This window comes from Nocardia sp. NPDC047038, from assembly GCF_040644075.1.
GTDB classification, from domain to species: Bacteria; Actinomycetota; Actinomycetes; order Mycobacteriales; family Mycobacteriaceae; genus Nocardia; species Nocardia sichangensis.
In genome coordinates this window covers 1-21,864 of the sequence record NZ_JBEYVQ010000013.1, presented here as the reverse complement: position 1 = coordinate 21,864, position 21,864 = coordinate 1, and the positions used below count along the sequence as shown (strand labels likewise).

The window sequence follows — 21,864 nt, the reverse complement described above, 5'->3', positions numbered from 1 at the left end:
TATCGGCCAGATGTCTCACCCCTTCCACGTATTCAAGCTGAAACGACGCGCGCAACATGTCACGATTGATCATCGCGCGCCGATGGATCAGTGCTCGACCAGGGGCGCACCCTGCCCGATCCGTGGCCGGGAACGAGTTCGAAGTACGCGGAGGAAGATGTGACGCATACGCGGCTGTGGGAGGACAGTTCTACGACGGACTCGGGATTCACAGTGCAGGTGTTGACCCAACCCGCGATCGACCTTTCGCTCGTCAACAACAACGCCACGCCCGGCGTTCGCGTTACGAATACAACGGGTCAGCGGTAGTCGACAGCACGGTGACGGTTCGATGACACGAGAACGGTGCTGAGCTCGCGTCTGCATCGACCCGCACGCTTGATAGGGAATCGCCGACGGAGAAAACAAGTTGTGGGAATCCCGGCCAGAATGGTTTGCCCGACAGGAGGAGAGAGTTTGAGCACCAACACCCGCGGCGGGCACGACGATGTGCCACGACAGGTCCGCCAAGTCGGGAACGCCCTTCAGAAGGTCTATGTCGAGTCGGGACTGCTGGACATCAGCGACCTCGAAGGCAAGCCGGAGGAGGAGTTCACTCCTCGGGTGTTGTCTCGAGCACTTGCCGCTCAGGCAGTGCGTATCGTCACCGGCTTCAGCCCGGCCGAGGCTGCGCTTACGGTGATCGACGGTGTGGCCGATCAAGGCATCGATGCTCTCGCCGTCGTGGATGGCGCTGATCCCCACATCTATCTCGTTCAGGCGAAGTGGAGCAAGTACGGCAAGGCCCCCAGTGATCGCTCGGCGGTGATGGAACTACTCGCTGGTTTGCGTCTCATTGACGACGAGGACTTCGCTCCATTTAACCCACGCGGTCGGCAGCTCGCCGAACTCGCCAAAACCGTCATGGATAAAGGCACAGTACCTGTGACGCAAGTGGCTGTGTTGATGCGAGCTGACGAGGTCACATCAGGGTTTCGCGGGGCACTCCTAAACGGTGAAAAGGAGTTCAACCGGCATGGAGAGATGCTGCGGCACCGCATAATTCTCGCCAGCGAGGTTTGGGAATCGGTCCGAAAGGATCTCGCACCCCAGCCGGTCGAGCTATCAGCCGATCTGTTCCCGTGGTTCGCGATCCCCGCGCCGTATGAGTCGTACCAAGGTGTGGCGGAGGCAGCACAGGTAGCCGAATGGGTTGAGCAGGGCTCGAATTTGTTTAACCTGAATATTCGCAATCCACTTGGTAGGACCGCAATCAATAACGAGTTGATCGAGACGCTCACCGCGGAACCGGCTCACTTCTGGTACTTCAACAATGGCATCACCATTCTCTGCAATTCGGTCGAGAAAACCCACCAATCCATGCGGACACCGCATACACGGCCACTCAGCCTAATCCTGCGTGACGCCAGCGTAGTCGATGGAGCTCAGACCGTTCGCTCAGTGGCCGAGGCAGTCGCGATGGATGACACTGCTGCCTCAGCCCAGATCGGCGTACGCATCATCGTGACGGGGAAGGCAAAAGATTTCGCCAAGCGAACTACTCAGGCGACCAATCGACAGAATCGCGTCGAAGCGCGCGACTTCATTGCCTTGGAGTCGGTTCAGGCCGCGATCATGGAGGAGATGCGAGCCGAGCTCGGCTTGGAGTACAGCGTCCGCCGGGGCGAGCTGGAGCCGCATCCAGATACAGGTTGCTCAGTCGTCGAGGCTGCCTGTGCGCTGGCTTGCGCGCACCCGGACAGTCAGTATGCAGCACGGATCGCCACCACACTCGACGTGCTTTGGGAGCGTGGCTCGCAAGGAATCCACGACATACTGTTCCGTCCCCAGCCCAGCGTCTACCTCCTGTGGAATGCGGTGAATGTACTGAGGCAGGTACGGCGAAGCCTCCATGCCCTCCGTCCACGCTATGAGGGCAGAGGGGCAGCGCTGACCGAACATGGCGTTTACCTCCTCGCTTACCTTGTCTTCCGAAGCCTCGATACCGAAGCCCTCGATGAACCCGATCCGAAACTGGAATGGCTGGCTCGTGCTGTCGAGCAGACACCGAGCTTGATCAAAACCTTCTTGCCCGCTGTGGCTGCCGCGATCGACGAACTCTATGGCGACCGTTCGCAAGTTCGGGCTGTTTGCTCGGACGTGCTGCGGTGTAAGGAAGTTGCCGAGTATGTGCTCGGCGACGGCTCCGCCAGGAACAAGGCCGCGTCGGCGGACAGATACCGTCGTATACCCGCAACACGGAAGCGTCGGCGTCCTAGTGCAGTGTCTGTCCTGATCGACAAAAATGTTCTTGCCGAGGGCGATCCGCTCACGCTCTCCACCGCCTATTCGGTTGAGGCCGAGGCCATGCAGGACTGGCTCGCGGCCGATCCCCAGCGGGCGCGGGCAACGTGGGTACCGCACCGCCTCAAGCCGCTCCTTTGGGCCGCTGATGGTAAGCAGTACTCGCCGTCCGGGCTCGTCTCCTACATGTGGGAACTGGCGCAATGGGAGCAGCGGCCTGTGGCTAACCAAGGAACCGCACGGTGGGTAACCAGTTCCGGCGAGACGCTGGCCGACCTGGCGTGGCGGGTGCTCGACGAACTCGAAGGTTCGGACGACGATGGGGACGGAGATTACTGATGAGGAGCTTCCGGCGCGAGCTAGGCACGACCCGGAGGTAACGCGCGGTGAATCCCGGGACGGGGGCTACTACTAAGGGACAGTGGCTTCGCAGGGCGCTGTGGGGCGTTCTTCTCCTCGCTGTGCCGCTGTTGGCGGTGCTCGGACCTCTGGTATACGTGGGCGGCGGTCTGCACAAACCGCGCTTGAGCCAGGGCGAGCAGCTTTCCGTACAGTTGAACGACCTGTGGCGGAAGGGCGGCTCCGCGCCACTGCGCGACTTTGCCGGCGGAAGCTGGGACCGCGTCTACGTGTACCAGCAGGAATACCTCGGCCGGGAACAGGTGGAGCGAGAAGTCGGTGCACCGGTGGAGATGGAGGACACCTTCTCCAAAAGTGGCGCGTCAGTGCTGATCTTCGCGAAAGGAAACGGCGTTCAGCATGCGACTTGGGTTGATGTGCCACTGATTTCAGGGCTCTACACCGCAGACGTCGAGCTTTGGGCGCCCGGCTACCCGCGCTATCTCGAATTCGTGGAGCCTCGACCGACAGGTCCACACCTTATCGAGGACACCGATCTGGAGGCGAAGAAGGACAAACTTTTCCGCACGCACGGCTCAGCTCTGCTCCACGATCTCACCGGCGGCGATTGGGACCGAGTCTACGTCGTGACCGCCGACACCCGTGCGAAAGTCGAGGCGTTCGTCGGCGCTCCGGTCGAGATGGAACCCATCTTCACCGAGCGTGGCAGCATTCTCGTGTTCACAAAGGACGGTTTGGTGCAACGAGCCGCGTACATCCGTGGGTATCTCCCTCCCGACGGCGTCTACAGCCCTGCCGTACGTCTCGACGCAAACGTTGCCCCTCTGGAGGTACGACTACTCGTCGACCCCACTCCGCCTGCGACAACAACGGCACCGCGGTAACTCGGCGGCCGCAGCGTTGGCAGACGATCGATCTGTGCGGTCGGGTCGGCCCTGCGGCGCAACAAGGTCGAGGAGCGCTCACGCCGCCCACCGCATCAGACAGCGAGGTCGTCGAACTCTCCCGCTTTGCATCCCTCCAGCCAAGCGGCGAACTCGGCTCGGGTGAACTCCAATGTTCCGGCCTCAGGTGCGTTGCTGTTGCGGACCAGTACGCCCCCTGGAATCGCGGCAACCTCTACGCAAGTCTCCGGACTGGTGAACGTCGACTTCCGCCAGTCCAGTTCGTTCGAGTCTTGCTTCATACCTAGCATCTCCTGCTCCATCTCTCAGCAGCCTCCAATATGAACTCACGTGACTCTTTGGGAGACAGCGCTACTCGACACGCATGATCGAACGCGGCGGAGAAGTATGCAACTTCGTCCACATCCGTTAGAAACCGCCCACCGCCATTGCCCTCGACATGCACCCGATCGTATCCACCCCATGGATGCGTCATGATCGAGAAGTCACCTAACCGCAGAGCTTCATACAAGCCAGCGTCGTACATGCTGATCCGGATGGTCACGTTCGGCAGGTCTGCCAACTCGGCCATTACCCGCATTTGCTCGGACATCACCTGTCCGTCTCCGATGCGAAGATGCAGCGCCGATTCCGGCTGCACTACGTCGACTATCAGATCTCCATTCCGCACTCGCTTCTGCCGGTAGATTCGCTGGTCGACCGTACGCTGCAAGTAAGTGTCCGACATGCCGGAGATTCCCACCTTGCTACCAAGACTCTCGAGATACCTGGGCGTCTGCAGAAGACCGTAGACGGCCCGGCGCTCATGAGCGCGGACGATGGTTGCCGACTGCTCCATACCGAGATAGGTAGTCAGCCATTCCGGCATTTCATTGACGCGCGGCATGACCCCATTCAGCATCGCGTCCAGCTCACGCAGGGACACACCGACAGCCTCGGCATATCGTTCTCGCTGGGTTGGTTGCGGCGTGGACTCACCACGCTCCCACTTACCTAGTGTCGTTCTGTCGACCCCCACGAACTCTGCGATCTGCTCCTGAGTCTTCCCCGATGCCTTCCGCGCGTCGATCAGCCGCTTGCGTCGCATAGAGGCATCATAGACGCCTCTTAAGTGCCGTGGATCACATTCGTTTGAAGCGTCAAGCTATCACTGCGCCCGGAGGAAGGGACGCCGCGCACCCCTTCGCAACCTGTCCGACGCCGTCAACATGTCGGACCGGGCGCACCCACACGTACGAGCATCCAGGGGGTAACTATGTCCGTATCCGCCGTAGCGGACGCGCTCGGCCGCTGCCACTACTACCGCACCGTCTGCCAATTGCCCTGCCACATTGATGGATCCGGACGCATCGCCGTCACCATCGGCGGTCGAGTCCGCGCGGTCACCACGCCGGAAACACTCGGAAACGCGATCCGTGAGTACTTACTCGCCCGATCGTGGACGGGACCGATCGTGTGGCATCGATCGCGCAGGTACACGTTTATCACGGGCTACTCGGCCGAGGCTGACGACCATTCGCTCTACGCGCGCACCCTACTTCGCACCAACTCTCTGATCATCCCGCCACTCGGCATCGTCGCACTGCCCTCCCCCACGGATCAGGGAGCCTACCGCAGATGGATAGAACCAGCTCGCGACGGCTACCGCCCAAGCCTGAAGACGGTACTCGACGCCCTCGTCGCCTGCGCCCCGTGACCGATCGCAGCACACCGCGCCCCGGCGAACCAGACCTCCACCTGAGCATCTTTCTACACGGAATCCGGCTGGACTACGCCGCGTGCCGCACCGCCGCCCTCCGCTTCATCGCAGAGTGGCATGCCCGCGAGCACGAACCGATCACCGTCATTCCCGGCCCGACGCGTGGTCTCGACCGGTTGCCGTGCGAGCGTCTCTACCTGGATCCGTGAACGCCAGCGGGCAGGGAGCGGTTAGTTCCGATCTTCCTCCGGCAACGTCCGCAGAAGCTCCGCGACTTCCACCGTGAATTCGTCCGCAGGCCCGTTGATGACGCAGAGATCGTCGTGCAGTGCTTCGAGCAACGTCCTCGCCTCGGCGAACTGCCCAGTGCTCGCGAGCATTTCACCGAGGTCGAAGCGCAGGGCCAACGCCATTTCGCCGCCGTCGCTGTTTGCCGAGACGACCTCGTCCAGTACCGACCGCATTGCGGAGATGCCACCGTCGATGTCGCCCAGTGCGATGCGGCAGCGGGCGGCGCCGGCGCGGCTGTCCCACGCGAACTCGCTGAAGCGGCCTTGGACACGGCGGTATGCGTCGGCGAGCGCCTCGAACTCTCGCTTCGCTTTGCCGTGTTCTCCGCCCAGCGACCAGGCGGCCGCGACCAGACTGCGCAGCCGGAGTACCGCGAGGTTGTCCGCGCCATTGACCTCGGCGGCGCTGTCCAGCACAGCGTTGAGCGCGGCCGCGGCCTGATCGAATCGGCCCTGCTCCAGCAGTTCGTTGTAGCGCCGTTCCGCCGATTCGACCGCGGTTCGCAGGTGCATCGCCGAGAGCGGAACGGTCGGCGGCGCGGCGTTGGGCCGCAGGCGGGTGGGTTCGATCTGCGAAGTCTCCAGCGGCGCGTTGGGCCGCCGGAAGATTCGCGTAGGGTCGGGAAAGCCGGGGAGGTACAGCTCGGCAGGATCGACGGGGGCGCCAGGGCCGGGAAGGAACGGCAGCAGGCGTTCGTACACCACACAGGCATCCGCCGGGCGATCCTGAGGCGACTTCTGCACCAGGTCCAGTACCAGCCGCTCGAAATCGGCAGGGACCTCGGGTCGGATCTCACGCAGCGGCTGCGGTTCGGCGTCGACGTGCTGGAGTTGCAGATCGAATTCGGACTCTGCCGCGAACAGCGGTGCACCGCTGATCATTTCGTGGACCATGCAGCCCAGCGAGTACAGGTCGCTGCTCGGGTTCTGAACCCGCGCGCCCTGCACTCGTTCGGGAGCCATGTAGCGGAAGGTGCCGATCTGCTGACCGGTTTTGGTCAGCCTCGGTCCCCCATCGAGGATCGCGGCGATACCGAAATCGATCACTTTCACCGCGCCCTCGCGGGTGACCAGCACGTTGTCCGGCTTGAGGTCGCGGTGCACGACCGGGATCGCGTGAGCATGGGACAGCACGGTGGCGATCTGCGCCGCGACCGCGGCCACCCAGGTGAGCGGCAGCGGATTCCCGGGGTTGATGTAGTCGCGCAGCGGAATCCCGTCGATCAGTTCCATCACGAGATACACCACCTCGAACGAGGCGTCGAGCACCGCGTCGAATACCTGCGGCACCCCGTGGTAGCGGATGCGCGCGGTCACCCGCGCTTCCTGGCGGAAGCGCTGAGTGAACTCCTTGGCCTGCTCGTTGGTCTGCACCTGGTCGAGGCGGATCTTCTTGACCGCGACTTCCCGGTCCAGCACGGTGTCGTAGCCCCGCCACACCGAACCCATACCGCCCGAGCTGATCTCCTCGGTCAACTCGTATCGGTTGTCGATCCGCCGCTCCCGCATCCTGCACCCCTGCTCAATGCCGCTATCAGTTGCGACGGTATCCGAACGCCGTCGTCTCAGGCCACGCTGTCGAGTCCGGCCTGGCGGCGGATGGTCCGCCAGGCAGCGCGGCTGAGCTGACGGTTCACCGTCTCCTGGAACGATGGATCGGCCTTGTTGAAGTACTTGTTACCGACCTCGACGATGGTGTCGATGTGGTCCATCATCTTGTCGCGCAGGACCTCCACGAATTGGTTACGGAAGTCCTCTTCATTGCGGTTGGCGAGGGCGGCCAGCTCCACATTCGGGTCGGCCAGGGCATCGCGATACGGCTTGAGCAGGTCATCCTCACCCAGTTCGAGACCGAAGCGGTCATTGAGTTCGGCGATCAACGCCGACAACAACGCCTGCTCCGGGTCCTTGGCGCCAGCCGAACCGTCGGCGAACGAGGGCAACACAGCTGCGCCTTCCGGTTCGAGACCGATGTCGTGCTCGCCGGTCCGCTCGACTCGCAGGTGACTGAGATCGACCTGGCCGATATCGACGCCGCCGTCCTCCAGCCTCGGCAAAACGTTGAGCAGGTGCTTTCCGTACAGGTGCAACATCTCCAGTTCGATGTCCTGATACGGCACGATCTGAGCGAGGAACCCGTATTTGCGGACGAAGTCACGCAGGTCGGTGCGGAAGGTTTCAGCGGTTTCCACGTCATCGGCTTCGTCGCTGTGCAGCAGCACGGAGAACCGCGCGACGGCGGGCTCGAGGTGCCGGTACAACTCGGCGTGCAACTTCTGCCACTTGGCCTGTGAACCACCGGCCCGCTGCTCCGCCTGCGTGTAAGCGTCGGCGAAATCGCGCATCTCCTGTTGCAACAGGATTGGCGGGGCCAGCACGCGGTCCTGTGCTCGGTAGAGAAGATTGGGGTCGGTGGGAAGCGCTTCGGCTTCCTCGTAGTAGGGGCGGAACGACTCCTGGATGTGCTCGGCCTCGTTGTAGAAGTCCAGGACGGCGAGGTCCTCCACCGACTTCCCCTCGGCGGTCCGATTGAGCCGTGACAGGGTCTGTACCGCGGCGATGCCCGAGAGTGACTTGTTCACATACATCGTTGTCAGCAAGGGCTGGTCGAAACCGGTTTGGTACTTCTCGGCGACCACCAGGATCCGGTACTCGCGCTGACCCTTGCCGCCCGAGCGGGTCGCCATATCGTCGGCGCGCGTGTACGCGAAAGCCTTCGGCAGCTGGGATTCCGGCAGGCCGCCGTTCTCCTTGGATTCGGTGATCTCCTCACCCTCGTAGTCCAGCGTTCCGGAGAAAGCCACCAGCACGCCGATATCCGGGTACTTCTTGGCGAACCCGGTGTCTTCGAGGTGGCGGCGGATGGCCCGGCTCATCGCGACGGCGCTCTTGCGCGAGTCGGTCACCACCATCGCCTTGGCCCGCCCCTGGAGACGAGGACGGGTGTGGGTCACGAAATGTTCGACCACCACCTGCGCTTGCTGCGCCACCGTGGACGGGTGGGTGAACGCGAACCGCGCCAGCAGCGTCTTCGCCTTCGACTCCGGCACCTCGTAATCGGTGGGATTCTCGTTGACCAGCTTGTAGAAGGTTTTGTAGGTGACGTAATTGCGCAGCGGATCGAGGATGAAGCCCTCTTCGATTGCCTGACGCATCGAATAGGTGTGGAAGGGCTGGTATTTATCGCCGACCAGGGTGCCGAAGGCTTCAAGAGTCTTGGCCTTCGGAGTCGCGGTGAACGCGAAGTACGACATGTTGTGAGCTTTGCTGCGATCCTCGGCCTTACGCCTCAGCCGGTCCGCGACCGTGAGTTCGGTGGCACCCGCCTCGTCGTCATCGGCGTCGAGACCGAGGTCGCGCAGGGCCGCGCGCACGGCGGTGGCCGCGTCACCCGACTGCGAGGAATGCGCCTCGTCGATGATGATGGCGAACCGGCCGTGCCGCAGTTCGGCCTCGTTGCGGCGTAGATAGTCGAGCAGGGCGGGGAAGGTTTGCAGCGTGATCGGGATGATCTTGCCCGACTCTTCGTTCAAAGCTCGGGCGAGCTGCTCCGACTTCGCCCCTCGCTTCTCATCGATGTCCACCATGAGTCCCTGGACTTTTTCGAAGCTGCCCACGGTATCGCGCAGCTGAGCGTCCAGGTTGCGCCTGTCGGTGATGATGATGATCTTGTCGAAAACCGGGATACCCGTCAGCAACCCACCCGCTGACGCTTCAGGGTCGAGCGCGGCCGGATCGGTGGGTGTATGCAGGTCGGACAAGCGATGCGCCAGCCAAGCGATGGTGTTGGACTTTCCCGAACCCGCCGAAGCCATCACCAGGTAGTTGTGGCCGGCGCCGTGCGCGGCGGCGTGGGCGGCGAGCATCTTGACCACATCCCATTGATGGAAACGCGGGAAGACAATCGACATGCTCTTGCGCCCGCCAGGCCCCTTCGACTGCTGGGTGTGGACGAAGCGTTCCAGCATGTCCAGCCAGTTGTCCGGATGCCAGATCGTCTCCCACAGGTAGGAGGTGGCGTACTGGCCCGGTCCCGGCGCGGGCGGGTTGCCCGCGCCGCCGGAACGCCCTGGACCTTCCGAACCCGTGTTGAACGGCAGGAACTGGGTTTTGGGGCCGCGCAACTGAGTGGTGACGAACACCAGCAGCGGGTCGACCGCGAAATTGGCGATCACCCGGCGGGTAAAGATCAGTTCACTCGGGTCGCGCTCGGTGCGGTATTGCTTCTTCGCGTCCTCTACGGTCTGTCCGGTGAGCGGGTTCTTCAGTTCCGCCGTCGCGACCGGGATGCCGTTGAGCATGAGAACCAAGTCCAGCTCGTTGCCCGCGTCCGCGCGTTTGGTGGCGTATCGCAGTTCCCGCACGACCGTCAGCCGGTTCGCGCGGTACTCCGCCAGATCCGCCTCGGACGTCACCAGATTCGGCTTGAAATACGCCAGCCGAATCCGCACACCCCGGTCCTTGACACCCGACCGCAACACCTCGATCAGGCCCTTCTTCCCGATCTGTTCATCGACAGTGTTCGCGAAACTCTGCTGCGCGGCATCCTGGTCTCCCCCGTAAGCCGATATCAGGTCGTCCCACTCCACCTGCTGCGTCGCGCCGATGAAGGCGAGCAACTCACCCATATCGAGCCCAAGTTCGGGCCGGTACTCGTGCGGATTGCCTTGCAACCAACCGGCTTTCCGCATGCTCGCAACGATCGCGTCGCCGAAGGCGAGTTCGTCGTGGACCGGGCTCATGCTCTTATACCCCCTGAGTGATGTTCCGCCCGCTGGCGGTCGTGACATCGAATTGGCCCGTTACGGCTGCGGTAATGAGTGCCTGACGGCGTTCGATCAAAAGCGAATTCGAACGCTCGATCGCTTTAATCGAATCGGAAGTATCGGACACAATTTTCCGCAAGTGATAAGCGATATCCGGCTGATCCGCAGGAGGAACAAATGGTATCTCTATTGCACCAACATCTTCAACTCGAAGTTTTATTGTCTGCCCAGACTGGCCACGAAGCAGTAGATGTACCAAGCCTCGGACCGGCTTACTTCTAAGTGCGATCTGCACAAATTCCGGAAACCATGCTGATTCAAGACGAATACGATACAAAAGATCACTAAGTAAAAGTTGACGCCCGTCCGTGCGAACCAATGCCGCAACTCCGACGTGCGCAGCAGAGCCACTACCCCTCGTCATCAGAATATCGCCATCCCTGATCTGGTACCTCAGATCGGGTTCAACATCGAAGGGGAGCCGCTTGTGCTCCAAAGGACGAAATTCTCCAGAGCTAACAGCGCTCGTCTTCAGTACCGCCCACTCCGCTGGATCAGCTCCAACTTCGTCACACTGAGGACTCCAGCCCTGTTCGATCGAAGTCGTCACCCGGCGAAGCGCCAACCTACCGTGGTCACAGAACAATCGATCAATTTGCGATGCAATATATGAATCTTGCCGTTCAAGTAGACAGGCTTGTTGACGCTCCCGAAAACATCGAAGCTTCTCGATGCGAGCGGTTTCGGCGTCAAGGAAGTCGGCGATGCGGCGCTGCTCCTCCAGCGGAGGAAGCGGAGTCCGTAACTGCTCGATGTCCGGCATATAGATCGTCTTATGGGTGGACCCCATGGAGACCCGCTTCAGGTCTGGCGCCATACCACGCAGAACATGAAGCAGGAATCTCGGATCCAAACGTTGCCCACAGGTCCAAGTTGCGAAGTCCTGACTGGTAGCCATGGCCGTTCCCAACATGGCGGAGAAGCCCACTGATGCCGTCCGAGAGAGGATTACCGTCCCTGGCGGATGCAACGCGGCAGAAGAATTCTCCATGCCGAGCTCACTGATCTTCTCCTTCGTTTCCGAAATGACATCCACGCCGCCACTACGCAGTTGCCAAACATCAGCAAGCGTTACCCATGGTATGGTGCAATTGTCCCAGTACTCGGGCACCTTCCGACTCGGCGTATGCCCAGTACCCAGACTGGCCACGAGCCGAATAGGCGCCGTGGGCCAGCGTGAAGACGCCAACCATGGGGCAATAGTGACCTCAGTCATCGGGTCACCTCCCCCAACAACTCTTGGATCTTCGCCTCTAGCGCCTTCAACTCAGCATCAATCTCGGTCAACGGACGCGGCGGCGTATACACATAAAAATGCCGCGTGAACGGAATCTCGTACCCGATCTTGGTCTTACTGTGGTCGATCCAAGCATCAGCGACATGCGGAAGAACCTCGCGCGCGAGGTAGTCCTCGACATCCTCATCGAGGGGAACGTTCTCGTAGTCCCGAAGGTCGGAGTCCGGCTCCGGTTCCCCCTTGACGAGTTGAACTTCACCCTCAGGATCGCGGACGCCGAGGATGTCACGAAGTGTCTTATTGAACGGCGCTCCGGTGGGCCACGGCTCGCCGGCACCGACGACTGCGTCCTTCAACGCGGTGACGGCGTCGGCCTTGGTTTTCCACGTGGAGCCGACGAGCGGCTGTAGCAGCCGACGGAAGGCGTCGGTGTCGGAATACTGCTTGGCGACCTGGGCGGTGCCCGCGAGCTTGTCGAGCGCTTCCTCGCTAAGTTCGAAACGCAACCGCAGGGGACGCTCGACGGTGATGCGCTGGTAGCCGAAATCGTTGTTGGCGAAGACCTTCACCTTGCCGTGCTGCGGATGGTCGGGGTCAGCGGCGACCTCAAGGGCGTTGCTGTAGAGCCGGGTGATTTCGGTGATCTGTTCGGGGGAAATCGACTTACGCTTGTCGCCCAGCGATTTCCGCATCTTCTGCCAGTAGTCGCGGGCATCGAGCAGCACAACCTTGCCCTCATGCTCGGGAGATTTGCGGTTGGTGAGAATCCAGAAGTACGTGGAGATGCCGGTGTTGTAGAACAACTGGTCCGGGAGGGCGACCACCGCTTCGAGCCAGTCGTTTTCGATGATCCAGCGGCGGATGTTGGATTCGCCCGATTCGGCGGCGCCGGTGAACAGCGGTGAACCGTTGAAGACGATGGCGACCCGGCTGCCTCCGCCTCCACCGAGGTCGACCGGCTTCATCTTGGAGAGCATGTGCTGCAAGAAGAGCAGGGAGCCGTCGTTGATCCGAGGTAGGCCCGCTCCGAATCGGCCCGCCTCACCCAGGTTCTGGTGCTCCCATTCAACATCGGCCTTGACCTTCTTCCACTCGACGCCGAAGGGCGGGTTGGCGAGTAGGTAGTCAGCGCGCAGGTCCTTGTGCCCGTCATCGCTGAAGGAATTGCCGAAGACGATGTTGTCGGGGTTCTGCCCCTTGATCATCAGGTCGGAGCGGCAGATCGCCCAAGATTCCGGGTTGAGTTCCTGGCCGTAGGTTTCCACCCGCGCCTGCGGATTCATCAGCTTGATGTGTTCTTCGGCGGAGCTGAGCATGCCGCCGGTCCCGCAGGCGGGGTCGAGCACCTTGCGGGTGACACCGGGGGTGCCGACGAGGTCCGGGTCAGGCGCGACGAGAAGGTTCACCATCAGTTCGATCACTTCACGCGGGGTGAAGTGCTCACCGGCGGTCTCATTGGACTGCTCCGCGAAGCGCCGAATCAGTTCCTCGAAGACGTAACCCATGTTGTGGTTGGAGACCACCTCGGGATGCAGGTCGAGATCGGCGAACTTGCCGATCACCTGGTACAGCAGCCCGGCTCCGTCGAGGCGCTTCACCTGCTGGGCGAACTCGTACTTCTCCATCACCTCGCGGGCGTTCTCGGAGAAGGAGCCCACGTAGTTGAGCAGGTTCTTCGCCACGTAACCGGGGTCGGCGAGGATCTTCTTCAAGGTCAGGTCGGAGACGTTGTAGAAGACGGTGCCCGAGGCTTTGCGCAGGAACGGGTCGACGTCCAGGTCGCGGTCCTTGATCTGTTCCAGCTTCGCAAGCACCGCGTCTCGCGTCGGCTCGAGCACGCACTCCAGCCTGCGCAGCACCGTGAACGGCAGGATCACCTTGCCGTAATCAGACTGCTTGTAGTCCCCGCGCAGCAGGTCGGCGACCGACCAGGCGTGGTTGGCGAGTTCGGTGTGCTTCCTCGTACTCACTTCCTACCTTCCGAATCCTTTGTTTCCGCGTCGATATTCGTGTGCTGGGGCGCGAGCGCGCCCACGGTAAGGCCGGTGCCGATCAGGTCGGCGGTGTGCTGTGCGGCGGCGGCAGCGCGACGAGCGGCCAACCGCAGCTGGTCCAAGCGGCGAAATGCCTGACCATAGCGCTGCTGGTCAGCGAGCTTCATCATCGGTATGCGCAGCCGGGCGGGCTCGAGGCGGATCGTCGTGGTGCCCACCATGGCAGCGGAGTTCTCGGCGCTGCCGATGAATCCGGCCAGGAACCAGGGGTCCAATCTGGTCGGGTCCGGACGGAACACCACGACACCCGTGCCCGCGACCGCGCCGACGTCCGCGCCGTCCGCCACGCGGGCGCCCTGGGTGGCGCGATGATCACTTCGGAAACGGGAGACGAGGACGTCTCCCGCGGCGATCACGGGTTGGTCATCCGGAGATCCCGATGCGGTCAGGCCTGACGGCGCCGCGCCTGTCACCAGGTCACGGCCGGTGAGCACCGGACGCGGCTTCTCGCTGACATCGCCCCCCGTGTCGGCCGGTCCGCGTGCCGCGATGATCGTCCGCACCGCACCGCCACGCATCAGATCTCCGACAGTCACTGCGCGCCAAGGGTTTTTGGTCGAGGAAGACCATGCACTGACCGTAGCAGCAGCCGTGGTGAGCATCGCCAGCTCATCGGCCAGCACGCGGATCGCCTCGTTCGCCGCTCCGGAAACACCTGCCGGGTCCAGAGCCGCTCGCACGTGGCGCGCGGGTGTCAGGTCGACATCGTCGTCCAACACATCCATCATTCGCACGGCGGTCGCCACGTCGGGGACCGCGGCGGACGCGGAATCGCCCTGGTCGAAAGCACGCCAAGAGTCGAGCACGATGCGGGCCAGCGAGTCCCACTCGCTTCCGGTCTTCATCGTCGCGGTGGTGTCGACGAAAAGCAGTTGATCGGGATTCGGCCCACTGGGCTCGGGTCGGCGGAGCACCCACAGGTGCAGCCCCACCTGACGCGGCGCGGTGACACCCGCGGGTAGGCCGACCACCGCTCGGACGGCACCCGCACGCATCAGTTCGGACCGGATCTTCCGCCCGGAGCCGCGGGCGGCAACCGCGGGCGGAAGCAGCAGAACGGCGATACCACCCGGCCGTAGATGGGCTAGAGCATGCTGCACCCAAGCCAGCTCGGATTCACCGCGCGGCGGCACCGAATACTCCCACCGGGAATCGAGGGCGAGTTCGTCGGCGCCCCAATCTCGCTGCTGGTAAGGCGGGTTGACGAGGACAGCATCGGCGGCGAGGCCGGGGAACGCGTCAGCCAGCAAGCTGTCACCCGTGTGGATGTCGATCTCGAGACCGGCGGCTCGCGATCGCAGCAGCGCGGCGGTGCGTGCGGCCTGGACCGCGAGCACGTCCTGGCCACGCAATGTGCGCGCGCCGACTCGGACAGCCTCCGCGAGAAGGGTCCCGCTGCCGCATGCAGGGTCGAGCACCGTTTCCGGTGGCGTCACGGCGGCGGCAAGGTCGGCCATCAGCGCTGCGACGGGCTGCTCGGTGGGATAGGCACCGGTGGTCGGTGTGCCGTCGAGACCGCGCTCGGCCAGTATCTCCAGCGTGCCCGTTATCCCCACCTCGGCCTCGGCCGCCCGCAGCATCGCGGGCAGCTCTCCACCGATCACACGGGCGGCTTTCTCGGCATCAGGTCCAGAATGCGTCGCCCGAAGCGCTTCCCGCACAGCTTCTTCGGACAGTTCCGAGAACCCGTTGTCGCGCGAAGAACAAATCAAACGGTCCAACAGCTCGGGTACGACGACTGGCGAGAGCTGAGTGCGCAGGAACGTGCGCAAGCGTTGAGCGGGCGACTCCGCCGCCTCGACGCCATGCTCACGTAACCATTGCCGCACCTCATTCCAATCGAACAGCGGACGCGATTCGCTACCACCGGCCGTACCGGGGAAGTCCTGGTGCCTACGGCGCCAGTTGCTGACGGTCGCACGGGTGACGCCGGCCAGCCGGGAGATCTCCGCGGCGGTGACCAACGGGGTGGTTTCCGACATGGTCCCTCCTCTCGGAGGTCCAGACTCCCGGAGCATGACGTCAAAGTCAACCATCGAAGACATGATTGACAATGTTTTCAGCTAGCGTTACGGTTCATCTCATCCACCGGCGGCCCCACATCGATCCACCAATCAAGCTGAGCCCCAGTGGATCTCATTAACACCTGTTCTTTTCGACTGCCTGGCCACGCTCGGGCCTGCCGAGCGTTCGAGACCTGCATGCGGACGATTTCCCGTTCGGGCCATCCGTCCGCCCACTTCCCCGGAGGAAACCCATGGCATCCGACCTCTCCTTCGCCGCGTTCGACGTGGAGACGGCTAATCCCAGACGCGGCAGCATCTGCGCGATGGGCGTCGCCATCGTGCGCGGCGGCGTCCGGGTGGGCACCCACACCTGGCTGTGCAGGCCCCCGTCCGCGATCGGCGAATTCTCGCCGTACAACGTGCGGGTACACCGGATCACGCCCGACGACGTCGCCGGTCAGCCCGGCTTCGCTCAACGGCTGCCCGAGGTGCTGGCGGTGGTAGGCGACTTGCCGGTGGTCGCGCACAACGCCGCCTTCGACATGGACAATCTCACCCGCGCTTGCGCCTTCGGCGGCGCCGACCTGCCGGACTGGCTGTATGGATGCACGTATACCTGGTCGAAACGACAGCTGTTGCTGGAGAAATACCGGCTGCCCTACGTCGCTGACGCGCTGGGCGTGGTTCTGAGCAAGCACCATCACGCGGGCGCTGACGCGGCGGCCACCGCCGATATCGCCATCCGGCTCGCCGCGCTCGCGGGTGTCGGCAGCATCGCCGAGCTGGCGCTGACCGTCGGAAGCCCGCTCGCCCAGCTCGGCAGGGCGCGTCATCGCGCAGGCCGGTGAATTCGTTCGTCATTCGCGCAACATCGGAAGGAACTCCATGCGTATCACCGCCACCGCTGCCCTCGTCGCCACAGGGTTCGCGATCGCCATCGCCACAGCGGGCAGCGCGACCGCTGAGGCTCATGTTCGCCACTACTCCGGTTACGGAGCCGAATTCGCCTGCAACGCCGACAAGGTCGCGATCGGCAGCGTGCCGAACGCGGTCGTGCTCTGCGATCGGCTGAACAACGGCGTCTACCGACTCTCGATCGTGCCGCACAGCGAGATTCCGCTGCACCTGCTCGCGCTCATGGCGACCGGGAGCTTCGACGGCCTTTCGTGACGTTTGCTCCAATACCGAGCAGTGCCGGCTCAGCTCGCCCCCGGTGTGCGAGCAAGCGCCACGGGCGGCCCGCTCGCCTCCAGTTCCGAGGTAGCGCAATCGCACCCCGGGGCACGCTCACCACACTATCCTTCTTGCGCGTATCAGCTTGATAGACAGGAGATTTCGCTATGTCCGACAACCACATCGGCCTCCAGGAGCACGACGGTCTCGACAAGGCGCTGGTGGCCGCCTCCGGCGACGCGGCAGCGGCCGGCGCCCGCGTGTTTCCCTGCACCGTCTTCCGCCAAGGACGGCGGACCATGATCTCGACCTCGTTCCCGTACGCTTTCCTCGCCCGCCAGGTTGTGTCCGAGTCGGTCGAGAAGGGCGGCGACCCGGCCAATACGACGAACCGGCCGCTGATGACCGACCACGTGAAGAACATCAACAGCTACGTCCGCGAGAATCCCGAGGATTACATCCTCCCGCCGGTCACCCTGAACGCTCGTCAACTGCCCGCCTTGCACGTCCCCCGCGGCAATTTCAAAAACCGCCTCGGCTTCATGGTGATCGGCGACGACGTCCGCTTCTACGTCACCGATGGGCAGCACCGCATCACCGCGATCAAAGGCCATGGTGCCGGGCGCTCCGCTATCACCGGGCTCGTCGACCTGGAAGCCGGTTTCGAGAACGACAGCCTCGCGGTGTTGATCGTCGTCGAAGACGACCTCAAGCGCATTCACCAGGACTTCGCCGATGCCGCCCAGACGAAGCAGATCCCGGCCAGTCTCCTCGCCGTGTACAACACCCGAGAACCCGTCAATGGCGTTCTCGCCGATCTGGTCGACCGGACCCGATTCTTTCGCGGCCGCGTCGACGCCACTTCCAAGACTTTGCCCAAGGCATCGCAGTCGGTGTTCCTGCTCAACCAGGTCCGCCAGTTCGTCAAGGAACTGCTTTTCGCCGACTACGCGCTCGCGGAGGATTCGGTGGCCAGGCAGAGCGCCCAGCTGATCGGGGACAAGACCGCTCGCGACGAGCTCGTCACCGACGCGGTCACGCTCGTCGAAACCATGTCCGAGCACATGGACCCTTGGCAGGAGATCTGCGCGCTGCCCACCAGCGGCGGCCCGGCCAACCGGGTGGCCGACTTCCGGCAGAAGTACGTGAACATGACCGCGACCGGGCTTGTCATCATCGGACGCGTCGCCTACGAAATTCGCAAGAGCCCCGATCTCGACTGGCGCCTGCACCAGTACAAGCGCCTCGCGACCGAGATCGACTGGCGACGCAGCGCGACGATCTGGCAGAACAGCATCTTGTCGGAGGACGGAAAGGTCGCCACCCAGCGCGGTCCGGTCCGCGAGGCCTCGAACCGGGTCAAGAGGCAGCTCGGTCTGCTGTCCGATCGGGACTGATCGTGGTTTCGCCGAGAAACATCAGGCAGCGGCTGGGTCAGCTACCGCAGAACTACCTCCAGCACGGCCGCGTGCGGGAACGGCTAAGGCCAGCCACTTCGCCGCAAGTCGGCGATGCCCAGCCGCGGACGACCAGACAGGCAAGGGCCTCAACGCCAGCACCAGCCGGAGGCGCGCTTCCTCGGTCTGCTGCGCCCAGTGCTGGACTGGGCGAGCGGCCGGGCGCTGAGCGCACTGAGCCGCAACCAGGTCTTCGCCATCCGCGGCGCGCTCGACGTGACAACCGTGCTGCTGATAAGCACGTACCGCAAGAACGGCTGCCTCAGCCCGTCCGAACCGACCGGTGACGAGGTCACTTATGCGGAACCTTCCATCGGTGTGGACCGCGAGCGCGACATACAGCTCGCCTATGAGCACTTCTCGGCACCCGCACGAAGCGCAATGCACAGCTCGCGGCGACTCAAGTCCGACGGAGCGGTCGTCTATTCCCATCCGATGGATACGCAGGCGCCCAACGCTTCGATACGATCGCAAGTCGGCGATATGCCGCCATTTCCGATGACTGATCACAACGGGTCTCTGAGTTCATCGACGGCGATGGTGAACGGAGTTCGCTCTTCCGGCCTCCGCAAGCCAAGAGCTTTGAACACGACGTCCGTTGCCTTTGCCGTCGTGCCGATCCAGTTGTCTTGCACAAGTTTCACGAAGGTGGTCGGATCGATATACCTGCGAGCATCAGGGTAGAAGACCGTTCCTCCCGACGGGCCGACGTCGGGTTGCTCCAGCATCTTCTGCAGTACTGCCGTGGGGAAGTAGAACCCATCCGACAACCCGTCGTCTTGTGATCTATTGGACGGATATGGTGCGACAAACTTCACGAACGTGAATCCGGGACCAATCCTATAGTCGTCAGCCGACCACTCAACTGCACGTTCTTGGGGCTTTTCCAGGTCGAGCAGACGGCTCATCTGCGAGTCCAACCGACCGTCGTTCGGCCGGTAGAGCAGCCGGGCAGGCTTCTTCGATTTTTCCAGCAACTTGTACTGAACCAGGACAACGGCATCCGGGTTCCGACGCACATACACCAGATCGGCGCCAGTCCTGCTTTCGGCTGTACTGACATTTATGTTTTTGACCAAAAGCCTTCGGGATCTACTTCGGAACACCCACCAGCCCCGATTCGGACGATCGGACCGCTGCCACCTGGGAAACACAGCCGCGTCATCGGTGATGTAGTCATCCTCATTGGCGAGTACCGAATCGACCAGGGCATCCGCATATTCCGATCGGAGCTCCTCCATTTCATCGCTCGGCTCCGGAACAACATCCTTCCAGTATTTGTATCCGAACATACGCAGAGCTGTAGCGACACGGTCCCGGCCGTGTACGCCCGCCAGGCTGCGGTCGATTGCCGATGGCATGGTTGGTTGGAGTTCGCGTACAGCGGCGTCGTATCCCGGATACAGTCGCCGCAGATTTCGGCGGACAATCTCATCCATAGCCTGAGGAAGATCTCTGATTGGCTCGTACAACATGCGTTCCAGACGCGTTCGCTGCGCGGAGTCGAGTCCCTCCATCAAATCGGATAACGGGAATGGGGGAACAACCCGCCATGGACCGACCTGTACATCGCGAATGCCATGGCTCTTCCGATTGCGGGTTCCTCCGCTGACAGCCGCCAAGCCAACGATCTTCAACCCATCGGGCGATCTGACGAGCAGCACGACTACTGAACCCGCATGGGCAGTCCAGTACTGAGCTGGCACCATTCGCGGAAATGTTATGGGCGTGTCGTCCTCGCGTACCTGCTCGGCTTGTCGCGGGCGTGCCGGCGGAGCGGCAGCGGCGGATTCTTGCCGGCTCAGCGAGTCGATGCCGTCCCAAGTATCGGATGGCTGCTGAAGGTTGACCGACGACCGGAAGACCGAGACCAGCATGGGTCGATACGTCGGGTCGGCGATGTAGCCGTCGAGGACCAACGCCGCTTCTTCGGCGGTCAACAGCATCAATCTGGTCATCGTTCTACCCCCGGTGTCAATTCATCGTTATTGGCTGTGCCGGACAAGCTTGAGTAAGTGCGCTTCCGAACCGAGACTCACCGAGCCCACTCCTCTGCAATCTCCTGGATGTGTTGGCGGCTACCGGCCTCGCGCCAAGCGACACTCCGAAGATCAGCATACGCATCGCGGTAGTGCTCGAATTCGTCGCACTTTTCCAGAGCGGGCCCTGTCAAGCCTCGGATATACACCACCGGCGGGTCGGTGACGTTCGCCGTTGTATGGCGGGAAACTGGAGAACGAGCCCGGTCACGTCGTCCTTTGGCCTGCGGGCGTCGAGCGGGAGGACCGGCCGCCCGACGCTGCGGTCCCTGAGTGAAAGCGCCTACGACACCGACGTTTACGACCGCGGTTGGTCGCGCACGGTACGCGGGCGCCGTCACCCGACAGCGATAAGCGGTTCGACACCGAACTCGACTTTCCGCTCTCGATACAGCGCGACCTGGCCAGACCGCGAGGTCAAAGCGCTCTTCGATTTCCTCGGCTGTCCGAAGTTGCGCATGTCAAGAGGCTATATCCGGCTGCGTCGAGCAGGCCGTACCCGCTGATCCTCTTGAGATTCGTGTGGCGACTTGCCATCTCCGGCATGAATCTGACCGGGTTAGTTGAACTGTTGGAAGAATACACGATCATGTCCGACGATCCCTGCGACGTGAGAGAACGACAGGCCTGTTGATCCGTGCCGAGGCGAAGCGGGAAACGCGAGACCCACCCGCTGGAGGAAGCTCTCAGTCGGCACGTCGCCATGGTTCGGCGTGCCGACCAGCCGTCATCGAGTGGGCATGGGCGCGGTGATCGTGGTGAAGTACTGCACCGCGGCCAGTATCGCGATCGGGGCGGAGACGAGCAGTTGGCCCGCGACGGCGCCGAGGGGCCCTATCGCCACGACACCGCCCAGGCAGCCGAGGAGGGCGGCGGGGAGGAAGGGGCCGAACAGGCCGATGATCGTGGCCGAGGCGATGGTTGCTCCGGCCAGGCCGCCGAGGACGCAGCCCGTTGCGGCGCCACCGATTCCGCCGACCAGTGTGCCGATCATGACGCCGGTGGCGATGGTCGAGGTCAGGCGGGTCCAGGCGTCACGTTCGCGGTCGTATTCCGAACGCCACGGCGCTTGGTCCTCGAAGGGCAGGGCCACCGGGCGGTAGGTCGCGTGCTCGGGATCCAGTTGCGGGGTCAGTACGACTGTGCGGTCGGTGATCTCGGCGGCGATCGGGAAAACAAAATCGTCTACGCGGGCGGCGAGTTCTGCGGCGGCGAGTACACGGCCGTCGTCGGCTGCGATCCGCAGGACCCCGTCTTCGACGGTGAGTGAACCCGCGTCGATCTCGATGACGGCCGAGGTGGACGTAGCGTAGGCGTTGAAACCTATTGAGTGCGAGTCCGTCTCGGCGCCAGACGGCCCCGCGGCGAGGACGGCGGTCGACGCGAGCGCCAATACCGCGCCGACCAACATCCCGGCATGGCGGCTGCGTCCGACAGCCGAGACAACGGCCTTCGCGGCCTCAACACAGCCGCCACTGGCCAGTGTCCCCCCCCCCCGGGTTGTTGCTCAAGGTGATCTCGCCGCCCTTCGGAAT

At 63.0% G+C, this 21,864-nt stretch carries 16 protein-coding genes; 7 read left to right on the top strand and 9 right to left on the bottom strand.

Annotation, left to right across the window (positions count from 1 at the left end):
• Positions 1-456 precede the first annotated feature (456 nt).
• Entirely contained in the window at positions 457-2,622 is a 2,166-nt protein-coding gene (locus ABZ824_RS30495) for an AIPR family protein (RefSeq protein ID WP_356967210.1), read from the top strand.
• 122 nt (positions 2,623-2,744) lie between these two features.
• Positions 2,745-3,527: a hypothetical protein gene (locus ABZ824_RS30490; RefSeq protein ID WP_356967208.1), complete on the top strand. Its 783-nt coding sequence runs from the start codon at positions 2,745-2,747 to the stop codon at positions 3,525-3,527.
• A gap of 95 nt (positions 3,528-3,622) precedes the next feature.
• Here the strand turns inward: ABZ824_RS30490 and ABZ824_RS30485 are convergent, their stop codons facing one another.
• Both ABZ824_RS30485 and ABZ824_RS30480 read right to left on the bottom strand, forming a co-directional pair.
• Positions 3,623-3,829 (bottom strand): DUF397 domain-containing protein, encoded by a 207-nt coding sequence (locus tag ABZ824_RS30485; protein ID WP_356967206.1) that lies wholly within the window; start codon positions 3,827-3,829, stop codon positions 3,623-3,625.
• A 2-nt stretch (positions 3,830-3,831) separates the two neighbouring features.
• Positions 3,832-4,635: a helix-turn-helix transcriptional regulator gene (locus ABZ824_RS30480; RefSeq protein WP_356967204.1), complete on the bottom strand. Its 804-nt coding sequence runs from the start codon at positions 4,633-4,635 to the stop codon at positions 3,832-3,834.
• Between the two features lie 168 nt (positions 4,636-4,803).
• Here ABZ824_RS30480 and ABZ824_RS30475 point away from each other — a divergent pair, with 168 nt between their 5' ends.
• Together ABZ824_RS30475 and ABZ824_RS30470 are read left to right on the top strand one after the other, a co-directional pair.
• Complete coding sequence (locus ABZ824_RS30475; protein WP_356967202.1) at positions 4,804-5,244, top strand: DNA-directed RNA polymerase subunit beta; 441 nt, start codon at positions 4,804-4,806, stop codon at positions 5,242-5,244.
• On the top strand, positions 5,241-5,456 hold the full coding sequence (locus ABZ824_RS30470; protein WP_356967200.1) for a hypothetical protein: 216 nt from the start codon (positions 5,241-5,243) through the stop codon (positions 5,454-5,456). The genes ABZ824_RS30475 and ABZ824_RS30470 overlap by 4 nt, the downstream gene beginning before the upstream one ends.
• Positions 5,457-5,477: 21 nt before the next feature.
• On the opposite strand, the gene ABZ824_RS30465 is transcribed toward ABZ824_RS30470, so the two are convergent.
• The 5 genes from ABZ824_RS30465 to ABZ824_RS30445 are packed head-to-tail and all read right to left on the bottom strand — an operon-like array spanning position 5,478 to position 15,636.
• Entirely contained in the window at positions 5,478-7,046 is a 1,569-nt protein-coding gene (locus ABZ824_RS30465) for a serine/threonine-protein kinase (protein WP_356967198.1), read from the bottom strand.
• Between the two features lie 56 nt (positions 7,047-7,102).
• Positions 7,103-10,279 carry a type I restriction endonuclease gene (locus tag ABZ824_RS30460; RefSeq protein ID WP_356967196.1) on the bottom strand — a complete coding sequence of 1,059 codons (3,177 nt, stop codon included), beginning with the start codon at positions 10,277-10,279 and terminating at the stop codon, positions 7,103-7,105.
• A gap of 4 nt (positions 10,280-10,283) precedes the next feature.
• Complete coding sequence (locus ABZ824_RS30455) at positions 10,284-11,579, bottom strand: restriction endonuclease subunit S (protein ID WP_356967195.1); 1,296 nt, start codon at positions 11,577-11,579, stop codon at positions 10,284-10,286.
• Positions 11,576-13,570 (bottom strand): class I SAM-dependent DNA methyltransferase, encoded by a 1,995-nt coding sequence (locus ABZ824_RS30450; RefSeq protein WP_356967193.1) that lies wholly within the window; start codon positions 13,568-13,570, stop codon positions 11,576-11,578. The genes ABZ824_RS30455 and ABZ824_RS30450 overlap by 4 nt, the downstream gene beginning before the upstream one ends.
• Positions 13,567-15,636 carry an N-6 DNA methylase gene (locus tag ABZ824_RS30445; protein WP_356967191.1) on the bottom strand — a complete coding sequence of 690 codons (2,070 nt, stop codon included), beginning with the start codon at positions 15,634-15,636 and terminating at the stop codon, positions 13,567-13,569. Before ABZ824_RS30445 ends, ABZ824_RS30450 begins: the two co-directional genes overlap by 4 nt.
• A gap of 275 nt (positions 15,637-15,911) precedes the next feature.
• Between ABZ824_RS30445 and ABZ824_RS30440 the strand changes: the two genes are divergently transcribed.
• The 3 genes from ABZ824_RS30440 (at position 15,912) to ABZ824_RS30430 (ending at position 18,230) form a co-directional block, all read left to right on the top strand.
• Positions 15,912-16,508, top strand: coding sequence for an exonuclease domain-containing protein (locus tag ABZ824_RS30440; protein ID WP_356967190.1), 597 nt, complete (start codon positions 15,912-15,914; stop codon positions 16,506-16,508).
• A gap of 37 nt (positions 16,509-16,545) precedes the next feature.
• A complete protein-coding gene (locus tag ABZ824_RS30435; RefSeq protein ID WP_356967188.1) occupies positions 16,546-16,830 on the top strand; it encodes a hypothetical protein in 285 nt (94 codons plus the stop codon).
• Positions 16,831-17,000: 170 nt separating this feature from the next.
• Positions 17,001-18,230: a DNA sulfur modification protein DndB gene (locus tag ABZ824_RS30430; RefSeq protein ID WP_356967186.1), complete on the top strand. Its 1,230-nt coding sequence runs from the start codon at positions 17,001-17,003 to the stop codon at positions 18,228-18,230.
• 566 nt (positions 18,231-18,796) lie between these two features.
• Here the strand turns inward: ABZ824_RS30430 and ABZ824_RS30425 are convergent.
• Both ABZ824_RS30425 and ABZ824_RS30420 read right to left on the bottom strand, forming a co-directional pair.
• Positions 18,797-20,248 (bottom strand): hypothetical protein, encoded by a 1,452-nt coding sequence (locus ABZ824_RS30425; protein ID WP_356967184.1) that lies wholly within the window; start codon positions 20,246-20,248, stop codon positions 18,797-18,799.
• An 808-nt stretch (positions 20,249-21,056) separates the two neighbouring features.
• Positions 21,057-21,740, bottom strand: coding sequence for a hypothetical protein (locus ABZ824_RS30420; RefSeq protein ID WP_356967182.1), 684 nt, complete (start codon positions 21,738-21,740; stop codon positions 21,057-21,059).
• Positions 21,741-21,864 lie beyond the last annotated feature (124 nt).